Here is an 18,064-nt window from a genome sequence, read left to right as displayed (position 1 = left end):
ACCTACGCGTCGACCGCCACGTTATCGCGCTGGCCATCATCGACATCGGCAAGTACCCGCGCCAATGCCTGTGCCAGCAGTTCGCCCGTGACCGGTTTGCGCAGAAAGCCATTGCAGCCCGCGGCCATCGCCTGCGGTTCGGCATCAGTGTCGGCACGTGCGGTCACGGCCACGATCGGGAAGCGCACCCCGCGCGCGCGCAACTGCGCCACCAGCGCCGCGCCATCGAGGCCGGGCAGATCCAGATCGCACAATCCTGCATCGAAACTGCGCGTACTTACCTCTGCCAGCGCGGCAAGACCATGCAACGCATGCGTGACGTGATGCCCACGCGCCTGCAGCAGGCCCACGATCACCTGCGCCACGGTCGCATCGTCCTCGACCAGCAGCAATTGCAACGGCGCTTGCTCACGCAGCGACGGAGCGCGCACTGCAGGCGGCGTGACCGCAGGCAACGTGGACACCCAGTGCAACGGCAGCTCGACCACAAAACATGCGCCCTGCCCCAATTCACTGGCGACCGTCACCGCGCCGCCCATCGCCGCCGCAAGTTCGCGGCAGATCGCCAGCCCCAGCCCGCTACCGCCATGCCGTGCCAGCGTGAGCGCGCCTTCGGCCTGTTCGAACCGCTGGAATAGTCGTCCGCGCTGCTCGGCGCTCATGCCCGGCCCGGTGTCGCGTACCTCCACGCGCAGCCCCTGCCGGGTGTGCTGCGGCAACGTGGTGACGCGCAGGTGCACGCTACCGCGCTCGGTGAACTTGACCGCATTGAACAGCAGATTCAGCAGGATCTGCTGCACGCGGCTGGCATCGCCATGCAATGCCGGCGGCAGTGCATCGTCGAGCTCGCAGTGGAAGGCCAGCTGCTTCTGCTCGGCACTCGGGCGTACCAGTTCCACCACCTGGCCGACCAACTGGCGCAGGTCGAAATCGCGGTAATCCAGCGGCAATTTGCCCGCTTCGATCCGGGCCAGATCCAGTGCATCGTTGACCAGACGCAGCAGGTGCTTGCCGGCCAGCTGGATCGCGCTTGCATAGCCTTGCTGACGGCCATCCAGTGGGGTCTGCAGCAGCAACTCGCTCATGCCCAGCACCCCGGTCATCGGCGTGCGCACCTCATGACCCAACGTTGCCAGAAAGCGCGTCTTGGCCAGCGACGCCTGCTCGGCCAACTCGCGCTTGTGCTGCGCCAGCTGCCACTGCGCGCGCATGCGGATACGTCGGCGATAGGCGGCGGCCAGCAAGGCGCTCAACAGCAATCCGGAAAAACAGATCAATGCAATCCCGATCTCGCTACGCCACCAGGGCGGCCTGACCGAAAATTGCAGCGAACGCACCTGCGAGCGATTACCCAGCGGGTCGATGCCCTGCAGCGCGAGCTCATAGTTGCCGGCAGGCAGGCTGGCGAATTCGCGGATGCCCGTGTTGCCGATGGTCTGCCAGTCCGTATCGAAGCCTTTCAGGAAGCTGCGATACCGATTGGAAAGCGGGTCGCTGTACGACAGCAAGCGGGTCACGATCTGCAACTGGCGGTCCTCAGGACCCAGCTGGAACGGGCGGTCCATGGGCAGGGCGATGCGTGCGCCATTGCGCAGCACGCTGACATGTTCCAACTGCAGTGCCGGCACGAACGGTGCAACATCCGGCATTGCGGTATCCAGCAGCACGGTAGAGCCATCGCTGGTCGCGCCGATCAAGGTGTCGCCCGACATCAACAGGCAATGCTGGATGAACTCCTGACTGGTGAGGCCATCGCGCGTGCCGATATTGCGGACCCGCGCCGGATGCACCGAGGGATCGATCCGCCAAAGCCCGCGCAGACTGGAAATCCAGACACGGCCACGCGGGTCGATCTGCATGGCAGAGGCATCGAACCCGTTCAGTCCATCCGCTTCGCCGACCTGACGGACGCGCTTCCAGCCGGCCGCAAGCTTTTGCCACTGCTCTGCGCCGGAGGCGCGATACACCCAAAGCGTGTCCGCAGACTGGCTGGCGAATGCCTGGATCGGCGTCCCTTCAAGCCCTGCCACCGGCACGAAGCGGCCTGTCGCGTCGTCCCATGCGAACATGCCGCCCTCGCCGGCCACCCAGACGCGTCCGTCGGGGCCCTGGTCCAGCTGTTGGATGTCGATCGCGCGTAGGCCATGCAGGTCTTGTTGGGTCATCCGCTGCAGGACCTTGCCGGTGCGTAGGTCGCGCTGCTGCACCATGTCGATGAAGGCCATCCAGACGGTGTCGCCATGCTCCATGATCCATTCCGGCGCCGACAACGAAGACGACGGCTCGGGCCCATCGGACGGCCAGTGCACGAAGTCCCCGGTACGCAGATCCATCCGCGAAAGGCCAAAGGTCAGATTCCCCAGCCACACCCGTTGCAGGCGATCCTCCAACGCCGACACCAATTCCATCCCTTTGAGCTGCGGCGACTGCAGGCCTGTCTGGAACGAGTCGCCGGTGCTCGGATCCACGCGCAACAGACGCCCTTGCGCATCGACCTGCCATAAGCCCCCTGAACGCCTGGCGGGCGCCAGGTTGCAATAAATCGCATCGCCCATCGGCACCGCGGGCTTGAGCACGGCACTGCGTTTCCAGTCGGCTGGCAGATACCCCAGCCCGGTGCCATGCATGGGCACCCACAGCCCGCCATCGGCCGCCCCCATCAAGCCGATCACGTTACGACGCGACAACGGCCCCTCGCCGCTCAGGGCGGGCACCGGTGGACGCTCTCCGCGCGTGCGCCACAGGCCACGTCCGCTGCCCAGCCAGAATTCGCCATCCGGCGTCGCGACTGCGCCCCAGAATTCATTGCCGTTGCCGAACATCGTCGACCAGACAAGCGGCTGCCAGTGACCGTCGGCGCGCAGCACGTGCAATCCCGATTCGCTTCCCAGCCATAAACGGTCCCCGGTCCACTGCAGACCGAAAATGGACGATTGCCGGTTTGGCTCGTCCGCGATGTATTGGCGATGCAGTTGCTTGCCGTCGTAATAGGCCAGGCCATTGCTGGTACCGATCCACAGGCGGTGCTGGTTGTCCACCGCCAGGTTCATGACCATGGCTCGATCCAGCGCGCCTTCGATCCCGCCCAGATCCACCGACGACATCCCTCCGCTGGCATCGATGCGCACCAGCGCACCGGTGGTGGTACCGGCCCAGATGCCGCCATCGAATGCGGCGATGCTGAAGATCTCGCCATCCTTCAACAATGGATAGTCTGCAGCGCGATAGTGACGAAAGTGCCCGCGGCCGGCATCCAGGACGCTCAACGTCTTGCCGCAGCCTACCCAGACCCGGTCCAGCGCATCGATATGCAATGCCTGCACCGCGTTGCAGGGCAACGATCCAGGGTCGGCCGGATCGTGGCGCCAGGTCCTGAATCCCGCGCCGTCGTAACGCACCAGACCGTCGAGCGTTCCAAGCCATAAATAGCCGGCGCGATCCTGGCCGATGGCAACCACCATCGTCGAAGGCAATCCTTCGCTGGGTCCCACGATCCGAAAGCGTGGCACTTCCGGAATCTTTGCCGCGCACGGCCAGATCGCCAACAGCACGGCCAGCACCACGATGAGTACACGCATGGGGGAATCCTTTCCTCGTCCAGCCGGCATGCTCGCAACGGATCGTTGCGAGCGCAAGCCAAGCGCGCGTTGCCGGGATATGTCTAGAATCCGCCCATGACAATCCTCGCCCGCCTGCTGGTGTCCTCTGCCCTGGTCGCAACCAGCCTCGCCGCCTCCGCTGCGCCAGCGCGGTACGCGCTGGATCCGGTGCATACCCGGGTACTGTTCGCGGTGGAACATGCCGGCTTTTCCAAGGCATTGGGCACCGTTTCCGGAAGTAGCGGCACCCTGGTCTTCGACCCGGACGACTGGGCCGCCGCCCGGCTGGATGTCACCGTGCCGCTGCACCGCGCAGACCTGGGCGATGCCAAGTGGAATCAGGCCACCCTGGCACGCAACCTACTCGACGCCGAGCGCTTTCCCGACGCGCATTTCGTCTCCACGCACGTCGAGGCCAGCGGCGAAAACCACGCCAAGGTCACCGGCAACCTGACCCTGCACGGGATCACCCGCCCGGTCACCCTGGACGTCACCCTCAACGCGCTCAAACGCCATCCGCTCCCGCCGTTCCGCCGCACCGCCGGTTTCTCCGCCACCGCCACGCTGAGCCGTTCCGAGTTCGGGATTGATGCTTGGAAATCGATGATCGGCGACAGCGTGGAGTTGCGCATCGAAGCCGAAGCCGTGCGCGAGGGCCGCGCCGACGACGAGCCCCCCGAGCCGCAAGCCGCACCCACGCCTGCGGACTCCGCCGCCACCCAGGAATCGGGCACATGAGCATGAAGAACCTCGAACGCTGGGGCGGTGTGAGCCAGACCCTGCACTGGTTGATCGCACTGCTCATTCTGGTATTGGGTATCGTCGGCCTGACCATGGGCGAACTGCCCAGGACGCCGAAGTACTTCTGGGTGTACACCGCGCACAAGTCGGTGGGACTGACCGTCCTGGCCTTGGTGATCGTGCGGCTTGGCTGGCGCATCTATGCCGGCGCACCGCCACCGGTGGCCGGTACGCCGCGCTGGCAGGAGCGCATCGCCGGGTTCACCCACTGGCTGCTGTACGCCATGATCTTCGCCATGCCGCTGTCGGGCTGGTTGTACGACTCTACCAGCGGCCTGCGGCCGTTCCGCTGGTTCGGCCTGTTCGATGTGCCCAAGCTCAGCCCCCCGGACGAACAACTGCGCGCCATTGCGCACTTCATCCACGAATGGGGTTTCTGGTTGCTGATTGCCGTGGTACTGGCGCATGCCGGCGCTGCGTTTTACCACCACCTATTCCAGCGCGACGCCACCCTGGCGCGGATGTTGCCGCGTGGCTGGCTGGCTCCCAAACCATAAGGATTTCCCATGTCGTCCAAGTTGTTTGTCTCTCCGATGCTGGTCGCGGCCTCGCTGGTTGCCACGTTCGCCGCCGCACCGGTGCTGGCCGCCGATTACGTGCAGGCGCCGGGCTCTAGCCTGGTATTCGCCAGCAAGTACGACGGCGAAGTGTTCACCGGCAAGTTCCCCGGCTTCGACACCACGCTGAGTTTCGATCCGGCCAACCTTGCCGGGGCCAAGCTCGACGTGCGCATCCCGCTGGCCAGCGCGGTCAGCGGCAACAACGACCGCGATTCCACCCTGCAGGGTCCGGATTTCTTCAACGTCGCCAAGTTCGCCACTGCCCGCTACCGCGCCGACAAGTTCCGCGCCCTGGGCGGCAACCAATACGCCGCCGATGGCACCTTGGAACTGCGCGGTGTCAGCAAGCCGGTGACGCTGACCTTTACCTGGACGCCCGGCGCGCAGCCGGTGCTGGCCGGCAAGGCTGTCGTCAAGCGACTGGACTTTGGCGTGGGCGGCGGCGACTGGGCCGACACCAAGACCATTCCCAACGAAACCGCGATCAGCACCAAGGTCGTGTTGAAGGCGAAGTAACGCCACAGGCTGCAACCGGACGCAGCCACTGAGCGGCGGACTACTCGTCGGGTCCGCCGCTTTTTTATGCCCACATGGCGTGGGATAGCGAGCGTTCATGGGCACCTTCAGGGCGTGGCCGGTGTGCGCACCCCGTCCCTTGATCGGCTGCACTACAGATCGCGGCGTCGGCGCGTTGTCGTGCCGCCCCTACCGCTCGGCGACGTCGTCGTCCAGCCACGCGCGCAAGCGCACGCGATCGAATGGCCACTCCAGCTCGCGCCCACGCGCATCGCGTAGCACCGGCACACGCGCGCCGTAAACGGCCTCAAGCGCCGCGTCGTCGTCGATAAACACGCTGTCGAAATCGCCCGCACGCGCCTGCGCCAGCACTTCCACGGCTTGGTCGCACAGGTGGCAATCGTCGCGCTGGTACAGGGTCAAGGGCATCCGCCGGGCTCTCATGCTGCGCTGCAGCCGTGCCGCAACCGCCGAACGACTAGAATAGCCGCCTTTACGCTCACCTCTTCGGCACGCATGGCTGTCAGCACGTTCGACCTGTTCAAGATCGGTATCGGCCCGAGTTCCTCCCACACCGTGGGGCCGATGCGCGCCGCCGAGCGCTTCGTGCACCGCTGGCTGCTCGATGCCGGGCGCCTGCAGGATGTGGTGCGCATCCGCGCCGAAGTGTTCGGTTCGCTCGCCCTGACCGGCCGCGGCCATGGCACCGACAAAGCCGTGCTGCTGGGGCTGGAGGGCCATCGCCCCAACGTGATCGACCCGGACATCATCCCTGCCACGCTGGAGCGCATTCGCGCCAGCAAGCGCATCGCCTTGATGGGCCAGCACGCCATCGTCTTCGACGAAAAGCGCGACTTGCCGATGAACAAGCGGCAGAAGCTGCCGTACCACACCAACGGCATGCGCTTTACGGCCTATGACGCCGATGAAGCGGTCATCGCCACACGCGATTACTATTCGGTCGGTGGCGGCTTTGTCGTCAACCAGGACGACGCGGCCGACGATCGCATCGTGGCCGACGAAACGCCGCTGCCCTACCCGTTCCTCAGCGGCGACGAACTGCTGGCGCAGTGCGCGCGCAGCGGCCTGAGCATTGCCGCACTCATGTTCGAAAACGAGAAAAGCTGGCGCAGCGAAGACGAGATCCGTGCTGGTCTGCGCGAACTGTGGAATGCGATGCAGTCCTGCGTGACGCGCGGCATCCGCGAAGAAGGCACGCTACCGGGCGGCCTGAATGTCTCCCGCCGCGCACCTGCGCTGTATCGCGAACTCTCCTCCAAGCCCGAAGCGGCCATGCGCGACCCGTTGACCACGCTGGATTGGGTCAACCTGTACGCCCTGGCAGTGAACGAAGAAAACGCCGCCGGCGGCCGGGTGGTCACCGCGCCGACCAATGGCGCGGCCGGCATCATTCCCGCGGTGCTGCATTATTTCGACCGTTTCTGCGCGGGCGCCTCCGAGCAACGCATCTTCGACTTCCTGCTCACTGCTGCCGCCATCGGCATCCTCTACAAGGAGAACGCCTCGATTTCCGGCGCCGAAGTCGGCTGCCAGGGCGAAGTGGGCGTGGCCTGTTCGATGGCCGCAGGCGGCCTGGTTGCCGCGCTTGGCGGCAACCCGGGGCAGATCGAAAACGCCGCGGAGATCGGCATGGAGCACAACCTCGGCCTGACCTGCGACCCGATCGGCGGGCTGGTACAGATTCCGTGCATCGAACGCAACGCCATGGGCGCAGTGAAAGCCATCAACGCCAGCCGCATGGCCATGCGCGGCGACGGCAAGCACAAGGTCTCGCTGGACAAGGTCATCAAGACCATGCGCGACACTGGTCGCGACATGCAGGACAAGTACAAGGAAACCAGCCGCGGCGGCCTGGCGGTGAACGTCATCGAATGCTGAGCCACTCGTAGGCGGGGTGCTGATCAACCCAGCGCGCGCAGCGACGAAGAACCCGCTCCACAGATGCATGCCCTTGCACTGCCGTTCTCGTGCACGCGGGAGAAGAGGGGCGAATGCCGATGAGGGAACGCACCAGCCGCGGGGAACGCTCTGCCCTTCTTCCGCACGCGGGAGAAGGTGCGCCAAGCGCGGACGAGGGCAACAGACGTCGGCGCACGCATTTGAGCCTGGTCGCCAGCCATCGTCAGCAACGCGCCTGCAGCGCCCGCTAACCGTCGCCCGGCTGTACGTTCCCACCACATCTGCCGTTGTACCGTCAGCGCCTGGATTTGGATGGAGATCACCATGCGAAAGCGCGTTTGCACCCTCATGCTCGCCCTGGCCAGTAGTCCGCTACTGGCGCAGGAAGCCAGTTATGGCCCGCGCCTGGAAGGCTTCGACTACCCACATCCAGTCAAGACTTATGCGTTCACCTCGCAACAGCAGCCGCTGGAAATGGCCTACCTGGATGTTGCGCCAACCGGCACGCCCAATGGCCACACTGCGGTGCTGTTGCATGGCAAGAATTTCTGCGCCGCCACCTGGGAAGACAGCATCGCAGCGCTAAGCAAGGCCGGCTACCGCGTCATCGCGCCAGACCAGATCGGTTTCTGCAAATCCAGCAAGCCGGCCGCCTATCAGTTTTCGTTCGCGCAACTGGCAGACAATACGCATGCGTTGTTGAAGACGCTCGGCATCGAACGTGCGGTGGTGGTCGGCCATTCGATGGGCGGCATGCTAGCCATTCGCTACGCGCTGATGTACCCGCAAGCCACCGAGCATCTGGCGCTGGTGGACCCCATCGGGCTGGAAGACTGGAAGGCCGAAGGCATCCCCTGGCGCAGCGTGGATGCGTGGTACGACAACGAGCTGAACATCAGCTTCGAACGAATCAAGAAGTACCAGATGGACGTGTACTACGCCGGCCAATGGAAGCCGGAATTCGAACGCTGGGCGCGCATGCAGGCCGGCATGTCGCTGGGCAAGGGCAAGCAGGCCGTGGCGTGGAATCAGGCGCTGACCTACGACATGGTCTTCAACCAGCCGGTGGTCTACGAGCTACCCAGACTTGCGGTGCCGACCACGCTGTTCATCGGCCTCAAGGACCGCACCGCCATCGGCAAGGACACCGCATCGCCGCAGGTCAAGGCACGCGTGGGCGATTACACCAAGCTGGGCAAGCGCGCGGCGGCCGCGATTCCGAATGCTAAACTGATCGAGTTTGCCGACCTGGGCCATTCGCCGCAGGTGCAGGACCCGGCGCGTTTCAATGCTGCGCTGTTGAAGGCCATTGCGCAGTAATGCTGTGGGTGGATGAGAGGGCAAGGATTGGACGCCCTCTCATCTTCACTGCGGCCGGTCGAAGCCGGCTGCAGCCAGCACCGATGGACAGACGGCGCCGGCACGGCAGTCAACGTGCCGGCAGCCGGAAACCCGCGCGCGCCAGCTTTCATCCATCACGCACCCATCCGGCATCCGATCATCTTGCGACCACGCCTGGATCCAACGATCGGCCGCCTGGAGCCCGCACATCCGAGGTTCCAGCGCGTCTGCACGCGCAGCGTCGATCGCGCACGGCAACGCACCGGAGTCAGCTCGGTCGCGTCATCAGCCGGCCACAATCCGCAGCACATCATCCAGCAGCGCCGCTGCAGTCACTTCGGCTCCGGCGCCTGGTCCCTGGATCAGCAGCGGCTGCGCGCGATAGCGGTCGCTGCTGATCGCCACCCGATTATCGGTCCCGGCACCGCCTGCCAACGGGTGATCCAGCGCCAGTTCGCGCAAGCCCACGCTCGCTCCATGCGCGTCCACACGGCCGACAAAGCGCAGGCAACGCCCTGCCGCACGCGCCTGTTGCCAACGCGTCCCCACCACCGCATCCAGCGCGCCCAACTGCGCATCCAGCTCAGCAAGCGGCAGCCTGGCAACAGTGGCAGGCACCAGCGATTCCACATGCACCTGCTCGGCCTCCAGCTGCCACCCCGCGGCACGCGCCAGGATCAGCAGCTTGCGCCGCACATCCTCTCCAGAGAGATCGATGCGTGGATCCGGCTCGGTATAACCAGCCGCCATCGCTTCCCGCACGCAGGCGGAAAACGCGCCACTGCCGTCGTAACGATGAAACAGCCACGCCAACGATCCGGACAACACGCCTTCGATCGAATGAATGCGGTCCCCACCGGCGACCAAGGCGCGCACGCTGCTCAGCACCGGCAGTCCCGCGCCCACAGTGGCGCTATCGCCATAATACGCGCCGCTGGCATGGCGGGCCGCGTGCAGCGCCTGTGCACGCGACAACGCGGTGCCCTGGCCCAGTTTGTTGGCGGTCACCACATGCACGCCGCGCTGCAACCATTCGACATGCCAATCGGCAACGACATCGCTGGCAGTCGCATCCACCAGCACATCGCCGGCACGCAGCGCGGTGGTTTCTACCCACGGCTGCAAGACCGTCTGCCCGCGCGGCGCCGCATTGGCGTGCTGCAGGGCCTGCTCGGCGCTGACGCCACAATCCTGCGCAACACGTGAATTGGCCAGCCAATCGAAGCGCGGCAAGCGTAGTTGGCGCTGCTGCAGCGCGGTGTAGCGCGTCACGAAAGCGCGCCCCACGGTGCCGGTCCCCAGCAAGGCCAGCCGCGGCGTCGGCGTCACTGCAGCGACCGGAGCGCGGCGCGAAACGGGCAGGACATTGCTCACGCGTCGACCTGTTTGCGGCTGGCGTTAGTCAGGGTCGCTTCGGCACGGGCCAGACCGGCGCGCAGATCGGCCAGCAGATCTTCGGCCGATTCGATCCCGATCGACAAGCGCAGCAAGCCATCGGAAATGCCGGCTGCCGCACGCGCTTCGGCGGTCATTGCCGCGTGCGTCATCGAGGCCGGATGCGCGATCAGGCTTTCCACGCCGCCCAACGATTCGGCCAGGGTGAAGTAACGCAAGCCATCGACGAACGCACGCACGGCCGCTTCGCCGCCTTCCAGTTCGAAACTCATCATCGCCCCGAAGCCCTTCTGCTGGCGCGCGGCCAGTGCGTGGCCCGGATGCGAGGCCAGACCCGGGAAATACACCTGATTCACCGCCGCATGTCCATCCAGCAGCGCGGCGATCGCATCGGCGTTTTCCTGATGCACGCGCAGCCGGGCATCAAGCGTGCGCAGACCGCGCAAGGTGAGGAAGGCATCGAACGGCGAGCCGGTCAGGCCCAACGCATTGGCCCACCACACCAGTTGCTGATGCAGCTGGGCATCGCGTGCCACCACCGCACCGCCCACCACATCGCTATGGCCGTTGATGTATTTGGTGGTGGAATGCAGGACCAGATCGGCACCGAAATCCAGCGGCTTCTGCAATGCCGGCGACAAGAAGGTGTTGTCCACCACCGTCAGTGCGCCGACCTTCTTTGCAGCTTCGATGACGAAGCGCAGATCGGTGATGCGCAGCAGCGGGTTGGACGGTGTTTCGATCAGCACCAGTTTGGGCGACTGCGCCAATGCATCGGCCAGCGAGCGCGGATCGGTCAAGTCAGCGGTGACCAGCGCGAAGTGGCCCTTCTTGGCCAACGCATTGAACAGGCGCCAGCTGCCGCCGTACGCATCGTGCGGCACCACCAGCGTATCGCCGGGCTGCAGCACTGCGTTGAGCACCAGATTGATCGCACCCATGCCGGTGGAGGTGATCACGCCGCCCGCGCCGCCTTCCAGTTCGGCCAGCGCTTCGCCTAACAGGTCGCGGGTCGGATTACCGCTGCGGGTGTAGTCGTACTGGCGCTTGTTGCCGAAACCATCGAACGAGAAATTCGACGACAGCACGATCGGCGGGGTCACCGCACCGTAGGCGGTGTCGCGATCGATACCGGCACGCACGGCGGCAGTGGCAGCAGTACAGGGGGTGTCGGCGGGGTCACGAAAGCTCATGGGGTTTCTCCGGTGCTGCGAAGGGCGGTAGTGAGGATTGCGTCGATGCGATCGATTTCTTTCAGGAAGGCGTCGTGCCCGTACGGCGAGCGCAACACGCGCAGGCTGCCGCGCGGGCCAAGACCTTCGACCAGGCTGACCATGTCGGCCAGCGGCACCAGGCGGTCGCCCTCCACCGCCACCACGACGGTAGGCACGCGCACTTGCGCGGGGTCGATGCGATGCAGGTCGATGGATTCGGACAGGCGCAGATATGCGTTCACCGGCGTGCGCGCCACATACTGCGCGCCAGCGGCGTCCAGATAGTCTTCAGCGGCCACACGCACCCGGCCATTGATCACTTCCGGGGGCGCATCGAAGCGCTCGCTGAATTCTTCCGGCGTGCGGTAGCTGAGCATGGCGAACTGACGCGCCAGCGCCAGGCCATGCTGCTCCGCGCACTGCAGCTGGCCCAGCGCCACCGCGCGACGTTGCAGGGCACGCCAGGCCGCGGCGTACGGGTGCGCGCGGTGTGCGCCGCTCACCGCGACCAGGGTGCCGACACGGGCCTCGTGGCGAATTGCGAATTGCAAGCCCACCAACGCACCGTAGGAATAGCCGACAAAACCGTGCAAGCGCCCGATGCCCAGCGCATCCAGCAAGGCGGCAATCGCATCGGCCTGATCGGCGGTATCGATCGGCGCGTCCAGGATGCCGTCGGCACCGAGAAAATCGAATGCCAGCAGGCGGCGCGATGCCGGATCCAGCGCGCGGCCACTGCCCACCAGCCCATCCACCCAGCCCTTCTCGGGGAACAGGTTGCTGGCGGCCAGATGGCGGTGTGCGGAAATCCCGCCGGCCACGAACACCACCGGCGCATTGGCGGCGCCGATCAGTTCATAGCGCAGCCGCAGCTCGCGCATGCCGGCATGGCGCATCGGCAGGGCGATGACAAGTTCGCCGCGCACGGCAGTGATGCCGTCGTCGCTGCTGGCGGGGGTGTCAACGAAATCGTTGGTAGACGGCGATGCAGTATTCACGAGGCTCATGGCGGTATCCAGGGTGGATCGGCCATCGAGCTTCGCGGAGCTCGCGTTCGACGTGCGCAAGGCACGATTCGAACCATCTTTCGGCGGACGCGGAGGTCCCCGCAGGATTTGGCACCAAACGCGGACGCTTGCGCGCTCCGCTGGCTGCCCCGGCATCAAAGGGCCTGTCCCTCCGCCGGTCTCGATGGTGAGACTAAGATGCCACCGGATTTTTGCGATGTCAATCTCTTCATGCGGATGGAAAGATATATTTTCATCCGATACCACTGCGGTCGATGCGGGGCCGCATACTTGCGCCCCCTTGCTCGAGTCGATGGCGTGCCCTACCAAGTGTCTCGCACGGCCCTGCCCACCCTGATCGCGGCATGCGTTTTGCTGCCGGCCTGGGTCCCTGCGGTACACGCGCAGCAGCGTTGGCAGTGGCCTGCCGCCGCAACGCCTTCGTCCCAGACACCTGGCGCACCGTCGGCGATGGCAGCCTCAGGCAGTGGCGCCTCGCTGCAACTGGAGTGGCAGGCACCGGTGTACCTGGCCTGGGTCACCAATCCGCTGGCCGGGCCTGCGCAACTGCGCCTGAGCGCGCCGCCCAGCGAGGATTACCGCGCCGTGCCGCAGTTACCGCTGACGCTTGAGTTGGCCGCACATGAGCGCCGCCTTGTGACCCGGCTGTATCCGGCCAGCAACCAGCGCACCCTGGGCGGTTTCGGGCTCACGCTCGAGGTGGTGCCGGGCAATCCGGGGGCCGCCCCGCAGCCGGTGCGTTATCAATTGCCATTCCACAACGTGCCGGTGCAGGTGGCGCAGGGCTTTGGCGGGCAGTTCAGCCATGCCGACCCGCCCAACTGGTATGCGGTGGACTTCGCCATGCCGCAGGGCACGCCGGTGCTCGCAGCGCGCGAGGGCGTGGTCATGCAAGTGCAGCGCGATGTCCTCGGCAGCACCCCGAACGACCCCACCGCTGGCGGCGGCAACCTGGTGCGCGTCCTGCATGCCGACGGCAGCATGGCCCTGTACGCCCACTTGGCGCCCAATGGCGTGGCCGTGCGACCGGGCCAGGCGGTGCGCACCGGCGAGCGGCTTGGCACCTCAGGCAATACCGGCTTCAGCACCGCGCCGCACCTGCATTTCGCGATCCAGCGCAATGCCGGCATGCAGTTGCTCTCGCTGCCGTTCCGCATGCTCGGCCCGCAGGGCGAACTGCATTTTCCTTCGCCGGCGCCTTGACCGTCGCCGGGCCGACAGACGTGCGCCGCCCGAATCGCACGGCGCCCGCGCCTTCCACAAAAGCGTGCCGCAGCGAAGCCGCTATAATCGTCGGCTTCCTCAGTTTCCGCAGGCGTCCGACCGGGCGCGCCCCGCCCATGTCCGAAGTCTCCAACGAAGCCGCGCGCCGCCGCACCTTCGCCATCATTTCCCACCCCGATGCCGGCAAGACCACGCTGACCGAAAAACTGTTGCTGTTCGGCGGCGCGATCCAGATGGCCGGCTCGGTGAAGGGCCGCAAGGCCGCACGCCATGCCACATCGGACTGGATGGCGCTGGAAAAAGAGCGCGGCATCTCGGTGACCTCCTCGGTCATGCAGTTTCCGTACGAGGGCAAGATCGTCAACCTGCTCGACACGCCCGGCCACGCCGACTTCGGCGAGGACACCTATCGCGTGCTCACCGCGGTGGACTCGGCGCTGATGGTCATCGACGTGGCCAAGGGCGTGGAAGAACGCACCATCAAACTGATGGAAGTCTGCCGGCTGCGCGACACCCCCATCATGACCTTCATCAACAAGCTCGATCGCGAAGGCAAGAACCCGATCGATCTGTTGGATGAAGTGGAAACCGTGCTCGGCATCCAGTGCGCGCCGGTCACCTGGCCGATCGGCATGGGCCAGCGCCTCAAGGGCGTGGTGCACCTGATCTCCGGCGAAGTGCATCTGTACGAACAGGGGCGCAATTTCACCCGTCAGGATTCCACCATCTTCCCCTCGCTGGATGCGCCCGGCCTGGTCGAAAAGATCGGCGAGCAGATGCTGGCCGAGCTGCGCGAGGAGCTGGAACTGGTGCAAGGTGCCAGCAACCCGTTCGATCTTGACGCGTACCGCGCGGGCCAACAGACCCCGGTGTTCTTCGGTTCGGGTGTCAACAATTTCGGCGTGCAACCGTTGCTGGATTTCTTCGTCGAACACGCACCGCCGCCGCAGACGCGTGAGACCACCGGCCGCCGCGTGGAGCCGACCGAAGCCAAACTGAGCGGCTTCGTTTTCAAGATCCAGGCCAACATGGATCCGCAGCATCGCGACCGCGTGGCCTTCATGCGCGTTTGCTCTGGCAAGTTCACTGCCGGCATGAAGACGCTGCATGTGCGCAGCGGCAAGGACGTCAAATTGGCCAACGCACTGACCTTCATGGCGTCCGATCGCGAGATCGCCGCAGAAGCGTGGCCGGGCGATGTCATCGGCATCCACAACCACGGCACCATTTCCATCGGCGACACCTTCACCGAAGGCGAATCGCTGTCGTTCACCGGCATTCCCAACTTCGCGCCGGAACTGTTCCGCCGCGCGCGCCTGCGCGATCCGCTCAAACTCAAGCAATTGCAGAAGGGTCTTGCGCAGCTGTCCGAAGAAGGCGCCACGCAATTCTTCCGCCCGTTGATGAGCAACGACCTGATCCTGGGCGCGGTCGGTGTACTGCAGTTCGACGTGGTCGCGTATCGGCTCAAGGACGAATACGGCGTGGATGCGATCTTCGAGCCGGTGAGCGTCACCACTGCACGCTGGGTGCACTGCGACAACCCCAAGAAGCTGGAAGAATTCCGCGAGAAAAATGCCGGCAACCTGGGCATCGACGCGGCCGGCGAGCTGGTGTACCTGGCACCGACCCGCGTGAATCTGCAGCTGGCGCAGGAACGCGCGCCGGATGTGCGCTTCTCGGCCACCCGCGAACATGCGCATGTCAAGGCGGTCGATTGACCTGCGCGTGACCTGCAGCAAGCGTGCGGGACCGCTGGCGATGCGAATTGCTCGCAATTGCGGTACCTTTTTGGCATGAACGCAGACGCCTCCCCCTCGACCGACCTGCGCGACGAAATCGCCAGCGCCGTCACGCACGGCCTGGGGGCGATTGCCGCACTGGCCGGTGGTTCGGTGCTGATCACGCTGGCCGCCATCTATGGCGATGGCTGGCAACTGGCCACCGCCATCGTGTTCAGTGCCACGCTGGTATTGCTCTACGTCGCCTCCACGCTGTTCCATGCCATTCCGCATCCGGGCGCCAAGGCGCGCCTGCAGGTGCTCGATCATTGCGCGATCTATCTGCTGATCGCCGGCACCTACACACCGTTTACGTTGATCAATCTACGCGGCCCGTGGGGCTGGGGATTGTTCGCCGCCATCTGGACGATCGCCGCCGCCGGGGTGATCTTCAAACTGTTTTTTACAGGTCGCTTTCGATTGCTCTCGACGGTGCTGTATCTGGCGATGGGCTGGCTGATCATCGTGGCCATCGAGCCGCTGCTGCGCTCTGTCGACACCTGGTCGCTGTGCTGGCTGCTGGCTGGCGGGCTCTTCTACACCTTGGGCACGTATTTCTATCAACGCGATACCCAGCGTTACTTCCACGCCATCTGGCATCTGTTCGTGCTCGCCGGTAGCGCTTGCCACTTCGTTGCGGTGATTGCGCAGGTGATGTGATCTGTGACCGACAGCGCGTTCGCGCGCCGTGCACGAGCCATCGCCAACCATTGCGCACGTGAATAACGTGCCCTCCTCTCCCGCTGCTTCGCCCGCCCGCGTATCGCGCCGTCGCCGCTGGTGGATCGGGCTCGGCATCGTTGCTGCGCTCGTGGCGATCTTCGTCCTGCTGTTCGACTGGAACTGGTTACGCGGGCCGGTCGAACGCGCAGTCAGTGCGAAGACCGGGCGCGAATTTCATCTCGGTCATCTGGATGTCGATCTGGGCCGCATCACCACGGTGCGTGGCGAGCGATTGAGCCTGGGCAATGCATCATGGTCCAAGCGCGGCGCAATGGCAGAACTGAATGCGGCAGAGATCGATGTCGAATTCTGGCCACTGCTGGGCGGCAAGCTGCGGTTGCCGGAGATCCGGCTGGAGCACCCCACGCTGTTGCTGGAAGCCGGCAACGACAGCCATCCCGGTAACTGGGTCTTCGACCAGAGCGATGGCGACGGCAGCATGCCGCGCCTGGGCCGCCTGTTGGTTACCAACGGGCGGCTGCAATATATCGACGATGCCACCCGCTCGGATGTGGATGTGGCCATCAACAGCCTGGCACCGCCCAGCAGCGACCAGCGCGCCGCACCGATCGGCATCGACGGTGAGGGCCGCTGGAAAGGCTATCCATTCTCGCTCAAGGGCAACACCGCCTCGCCGCTGGAATTGAGCCAAAGCGAACATCCTTTCCGCATCGATCTGCGCGGCAGCGCGGGCGCCACGCGGACGCATGTGCGCGGCACGTTGACCAATCCATTTCAGTTCCGGGTGTTCGACCTGCAGATGGCGCTCAGCGGCCAGGATATGGAAGACCTCTATCCGCTGATCGGCGTTGCGATGCCATCTACGCCCCCTTACAAGCTGGACGGCCGCTTGCGCCGCGATGGCGATGTCTGGCGCTATGAAAAGTTCACCGGCACTGCCGGCGACAGCGATCTTTCCGGCACTGCAGAAATCGACCTGCGCAACAAGCGCCCGTTCCTGCGCGCAGACCTGGCTTCCAAACGACTGGATTTCGACGACCTGGGCGGTTTCGTTGGCGCGCCGCCCAAGACCGGAAACAACGAATCGGCAAACGCCGAGCAGAAAAAGCAGGCAGCGCAGCTTGCCGCCAGTGCGCGCATTCTGCCGACAACGCCGTACGACCTGTCCAAATTGCGCGCAATGGACGCGCAGGTGCGTTGGCGCGCGCAGCGCATCAACGCACCGTCCTGGCCACTGGACGACATGGACGCCTCGTTGACGTTGAAGGAGGGCCTGCTGCGGCTGGATCCATTGAACTTCGGCGTCGCCGGCGGCGACATTCGCTCCACCATCGGCATGGACGCGCGCAAAGCAGTCATCACCACCCAACTGAAGGCGAGCATTCGCGGCATTCGTCTGGATCAGCTGTTTCCCGATGCCACGCTCGCCAAGCAGGCCTCGGGGGCGATCGGCGGCGAGCTGGATCTGCGTGGCCGCGGCAACTCCATCGCCGCGATGCTCGGCAGCGCCGATGGCAGCATCGGCGTCGGCATGGGCCGCGGCCATGTCGGCAACCTGATCATGGAGCTGGCCGGCCTGGACATCGCCGAATCGCTGAAATACCTGCTCACCAAGGACCGCCAGATTCCCGTGCGCTGCATCTTCGGCGACTTCGGCGTACAGGACGGGCTGATGCAGTCGCGAGCACTGGCTTTCGATAGCACCGACACGATCATCGTCGGCGAAGGCAACATCAGCCTCAAGAACGAAACACTCGATCTGCTGCTGCGCCCGCGCCCGAAAGATCGCAGCATCCTCAGCCTGCGCTCGCCGTTGCGGATCGGCGGCACTTTTAAGGACCCAAGCTTCCGCCCCGACTTCAAGGCGCTAGGCGTGCGCGGCGCGATCGCGGTCGCACTCGGCAGCATCGCACCACCGGCTGCCCTGCTGGCGACCTTCGAACCGGGCCCGGGCAAAGACAGCGATTGCGGCGGCAAATACGCGCAGTAATGCAGCGCAGC

14 protein-coding genes and 1 riboswitch are annotated in these 18,064 nt (G+C 65.2%); of the genes, 9 read left to right on the top strand and 5 right to left on the bottom strand.

Going from position 1 to position 18,064, the window contains the following annotated elements:
• Positions 1-2: 2 nt before the first annotated feature.
• Positions 3-3,578, bottom strand: coding sequence for a hybrid sensor histidine kinase/response regulator (locus EO156_RS04920; RefSeq protein ID WP_016849252.1), 3,576 nt, complete (start codon positions 3,576-3,578; stop codon positions 3-5).
• Positions 3,579-3,674: 96 nt separating this feature from the next.
• Between EO156_RS04920 and EO156_RS04915 the strand changes: the two genes are divergently transcribed.
• From EO156_RS04915 to EO156_RS04905, 3 genes are read left to right on the top strand one after another with little or no spacing between them, the layout of a single operon-like run.
• Entirely contained in the window at positions 3,675-4,337 is a 663-nt protein-coding gene (locus EO156_RS04915) for a YceI family protein (protein ID WP_016849251.1), read from the top strand.
• On the top strand, positions 4,334-4,897 hold the full coding sequence (locus tag EO156_RS04910) for a cytochrome b (protein ID WP_016849250.1): 564 nt from the start codon (positions 4,334-4,336) through the stop codon (positions 4,895-4,897). Before EO156_RS04915 ends, EO156_RS04910 begins: the two co-directional genes overlap by 4 nt.
• 9 nt (positions 4,898-4,906) lie before the next feature.
• Positions 4,907-5,476, top strand: coding sequence for a YceI family protein (locus EO156_RS04905; protein WP_003490276.1), 570 nt, complete (start codon positions 4,907-4,909; stop codon positions 5,474-5,476).
• A gap of 189 nt (positions 5,477-5,665) precedes the next feature.
• Here the strand turns inward: EO156_RS04905 and EO156_RS04900 are convergent, their stop codons facing one another.
• Entirely contained in the window at positions 5,666-5,905 is a 240-nt protein-coding gene (locus tag EO156_RS04900) for a glutaredoxin family protein (protein WP_005916976.1), read from the bottom strand.
• Between the two features lie 87 nt (positions 5,906-5,992).
• On the opposite strand from EO156_RS04900, the gene EO156_RS04895 reads away from it, so the two are divergent.
• Both EO156_RS04895 and EO156_RS04890 read left to right on the top strand, forming a co-directional pair.
• Positions 5,993-7,375: an L-serine ammonia-lyase gene (locus EO156_RS04895; RefSeq protein ID WP_005916973.1), complete on the top strand. Its 1,383-nt coding sequence runs from the start codon at positions 5,993-5,995 to the stop codon at positions 7,373-7,375.
• Positions 7,376-7,708: 333 nt separating this feature from the next.
• Positions 7,709-8,716: an alpha/beta hydrolase gene (locus EO156_RS04890; RefSeq protein WP_029829289.1), complete on the top strand. Its 1,008-nt coding sequence runs from the start codon at positions 7,709-7,711 to the stop codon at positions 8,714-8,716.
• 306 nt (positions 8,717-9,022) lie between these two features.
• Here the strand turns inward: EO156_RS04890 and EO156_RS04880 are convergent, their stop codons facing one another.
• Genes EO156_RS04880 through EO156_RS04870 form a run of 3 tightly spaced genes read right to left on the bottom strand, consistent with a single transcriptional unit; the run spans position 9,023 to position 12,353 of the window.
• Positions 9,023-10,111 (bottom strand): homoserine dehydrogenase, encoded by a 1,089-nt coding sequence (locus EO156_RS04880; protein ID WP_016849247.1) that lies wholly within the window; start codon positions 10,109-10,111, stop codon positions 9,023-9,025.
• The gene (locus tag EO156_RS04875) at positions 10,108-11,325 is read right to left on the bottom strand and encodes an O-succinylhomoserine (thiol)-lyase (protein WP_016849246.1); all 1,218 of its coding nucleotides are present in this window, start codon (positions 11,323-11,325) and stop codon (positions 10,108-10,110) included. The genes EO156_RS04880 and EO156_RS04875 overlap by 4 nt, the downstream gene beginning before the upstream one ends.
• Positions 11,322-12,353, bottom strand: coding sequence for a homoserine O-succinyltransferase (locus tag EO156_RS04870; RefSeq protein ID WP_011051997.1), 1,032 nt, complete (start codon positions 12,351-12,353; stop codon positions 11,322-11,324). The genes EO156_RS04875 and EO156_RS04870 overlap by 4 nt, the downstream gene beginning before the upstream one ends.
• Positions 12,354-12,423: 70 nt before the next feature.
• Positions 12,424-12,544, bottom strand: a riboswitch (SAM riboswitch).
• A 127-nt stretch (positions 12,545-12,671) separates the two neighbouring features.
• On the opposite strand from EO156_RS04870, the gene EO156_RS04865 reads away from it, so the two are divergent.
• From EO156_RS04865 to EO156_RS04850, 4 genes are all read left to right on the top strand, one after another.
• Positions 12,672-13,577, top strand: a complete 906-nt coding sequence (locus EO156_RS04865) for a M23 family metallopeptidase (RefSeq protein ID WP_016849244.1) — start codon at positions 12,672-12,674, stop codon at positions 13,575-13,577.
• Positions 13,578-13,714: 137 nt separating this feature from the next.
• Positions 13,715-15,319 carry a peptide chain release factor 3 gene (locus EO156_RS04860; RefSeq protein ID WP_003482377.1) on the top strand — a complete coding sequence of 535 codons (1,605 nt, stop codon included), beginning with the start codon at positions 13,715-13,717 and terminating at the stop codon, positions 15,317-15,319.
• Between the two features lie 75 nt (positions 15,320-15,394).
• Positions 15,395-16,039 carry a hemolysin III family protein gene (locus tag EO156_RS04855; RefSeq protein ID WP_003482378.1) on the top strand — a complete coding sequence of 215 codons (645 nt, stop codon included), beginning with the start codon at positions 15,395-15,397 and terminating at the stop codon, positions 16,037-16,039.
• Positions 16,040-16,097: 58 nt separating this feature from the next.
• Positions 16,098-18,053: an AsmA family protein gene (locus tag EO156_RS04850; protein WP_016849243.1), complete on the top strand. Its 1,956-nt coding sequence runs from the start codon at positions 16,098-16,100 to the stop codon at positions 18,051-18,053.
• Positions 18,054-18,064: the final 11 nt, after the last annotated feature.

Source organism: Xanthomonas sp. DAR33341, from assembly GCF_003992815.1.
Taxonomy (GTDB): Bacteria; Pseudomonadota; Gammaproteobacteria; order Xanthomonadales; family Xanthomonadaceae; genus Xanthomonas; species Xanthomonas cissicola.
The sequence above is the reverse complement of the archived record's forward strand: the minus strand, read 5'-3'. Positions and strand labels throughout refer to the sequence as shown.

Coding starts and splice junctions, on each gene's coding strand:
- EO156_RS04855 (WP_003482378.1), top strand. CDS start 15,395: ATGAACGCAGACGCCTCCCCCTCGACCGACCTGCGCGACGAAATCGCC.
- EO156_RS04920 (WP_016849252.1), bottom strand. CDS start 3,578: ATGCGTGTACTCATCGTGGTGCTGGCCGTGCTGTTGGCGATCTGGCCG.
- EO156_RS04910 (WP_016849250.1), top strand. CDS start 4,334: ATGAGCATGAAGAACCTCGAACGCTGGGGCGGTGTGAGCCAGACCCTG.
- EO156_RS04890 (WP_029829289.1), top strand. CDS start 7,709: ATGGAGATCACCATGCGAAAGCGCGTTTGCACCCTCATGCTCGCCCTG.
- EO156_RS04860 (WP_003482377.1), top strand. CDS start 13,715: ATGTCCGAAGTCTCCAACGAAGCCGCGCGCCGCCGCACCTTCGCCATC.
- EO156_RS04900 (WP_005916976.1), bottom strand. CDS start 5,905: ATGCCCTTGACCCTGTACCAGCGCGACGATTGCCACCTGTGCGACCAA.
- EO156_RS04875 (WP_016849246.1), bottom strand. CDS start 11,325: ATGAGCTTTCGTGACCCCGCCGACACCCCCTGTACTGCTGCCACTGCC.
- EO156_RS04895 (WP_005916973.1), top strand. CDS start 5,993: ATGGCTGTCAGCACGTTCGACCTGTTCAAGATCGGTATCGGCCCGAGT.
- EO156_RS04870 (WP_011051997.1), bottom strand. CDS start 12,353: ATGAGCCTCGTGAATACTGCATCGCCGTCTACCAACGATTTCGTTGAC.
- EO156_RS04905 (WP_003490276.1), top strand. CDS start 4,907: ATGTCGTCCAAGTTGTTTGTCTCTCCGATGCTGGTCGCGGCCTCGCTG.
- EO156_RS04915 (WP_016849251.1), top strand. CDS start 3,675: ATGACAATCCTCGCCCGCCTGCTGGTGTCCTCTGCCCTGGTCGCAACC.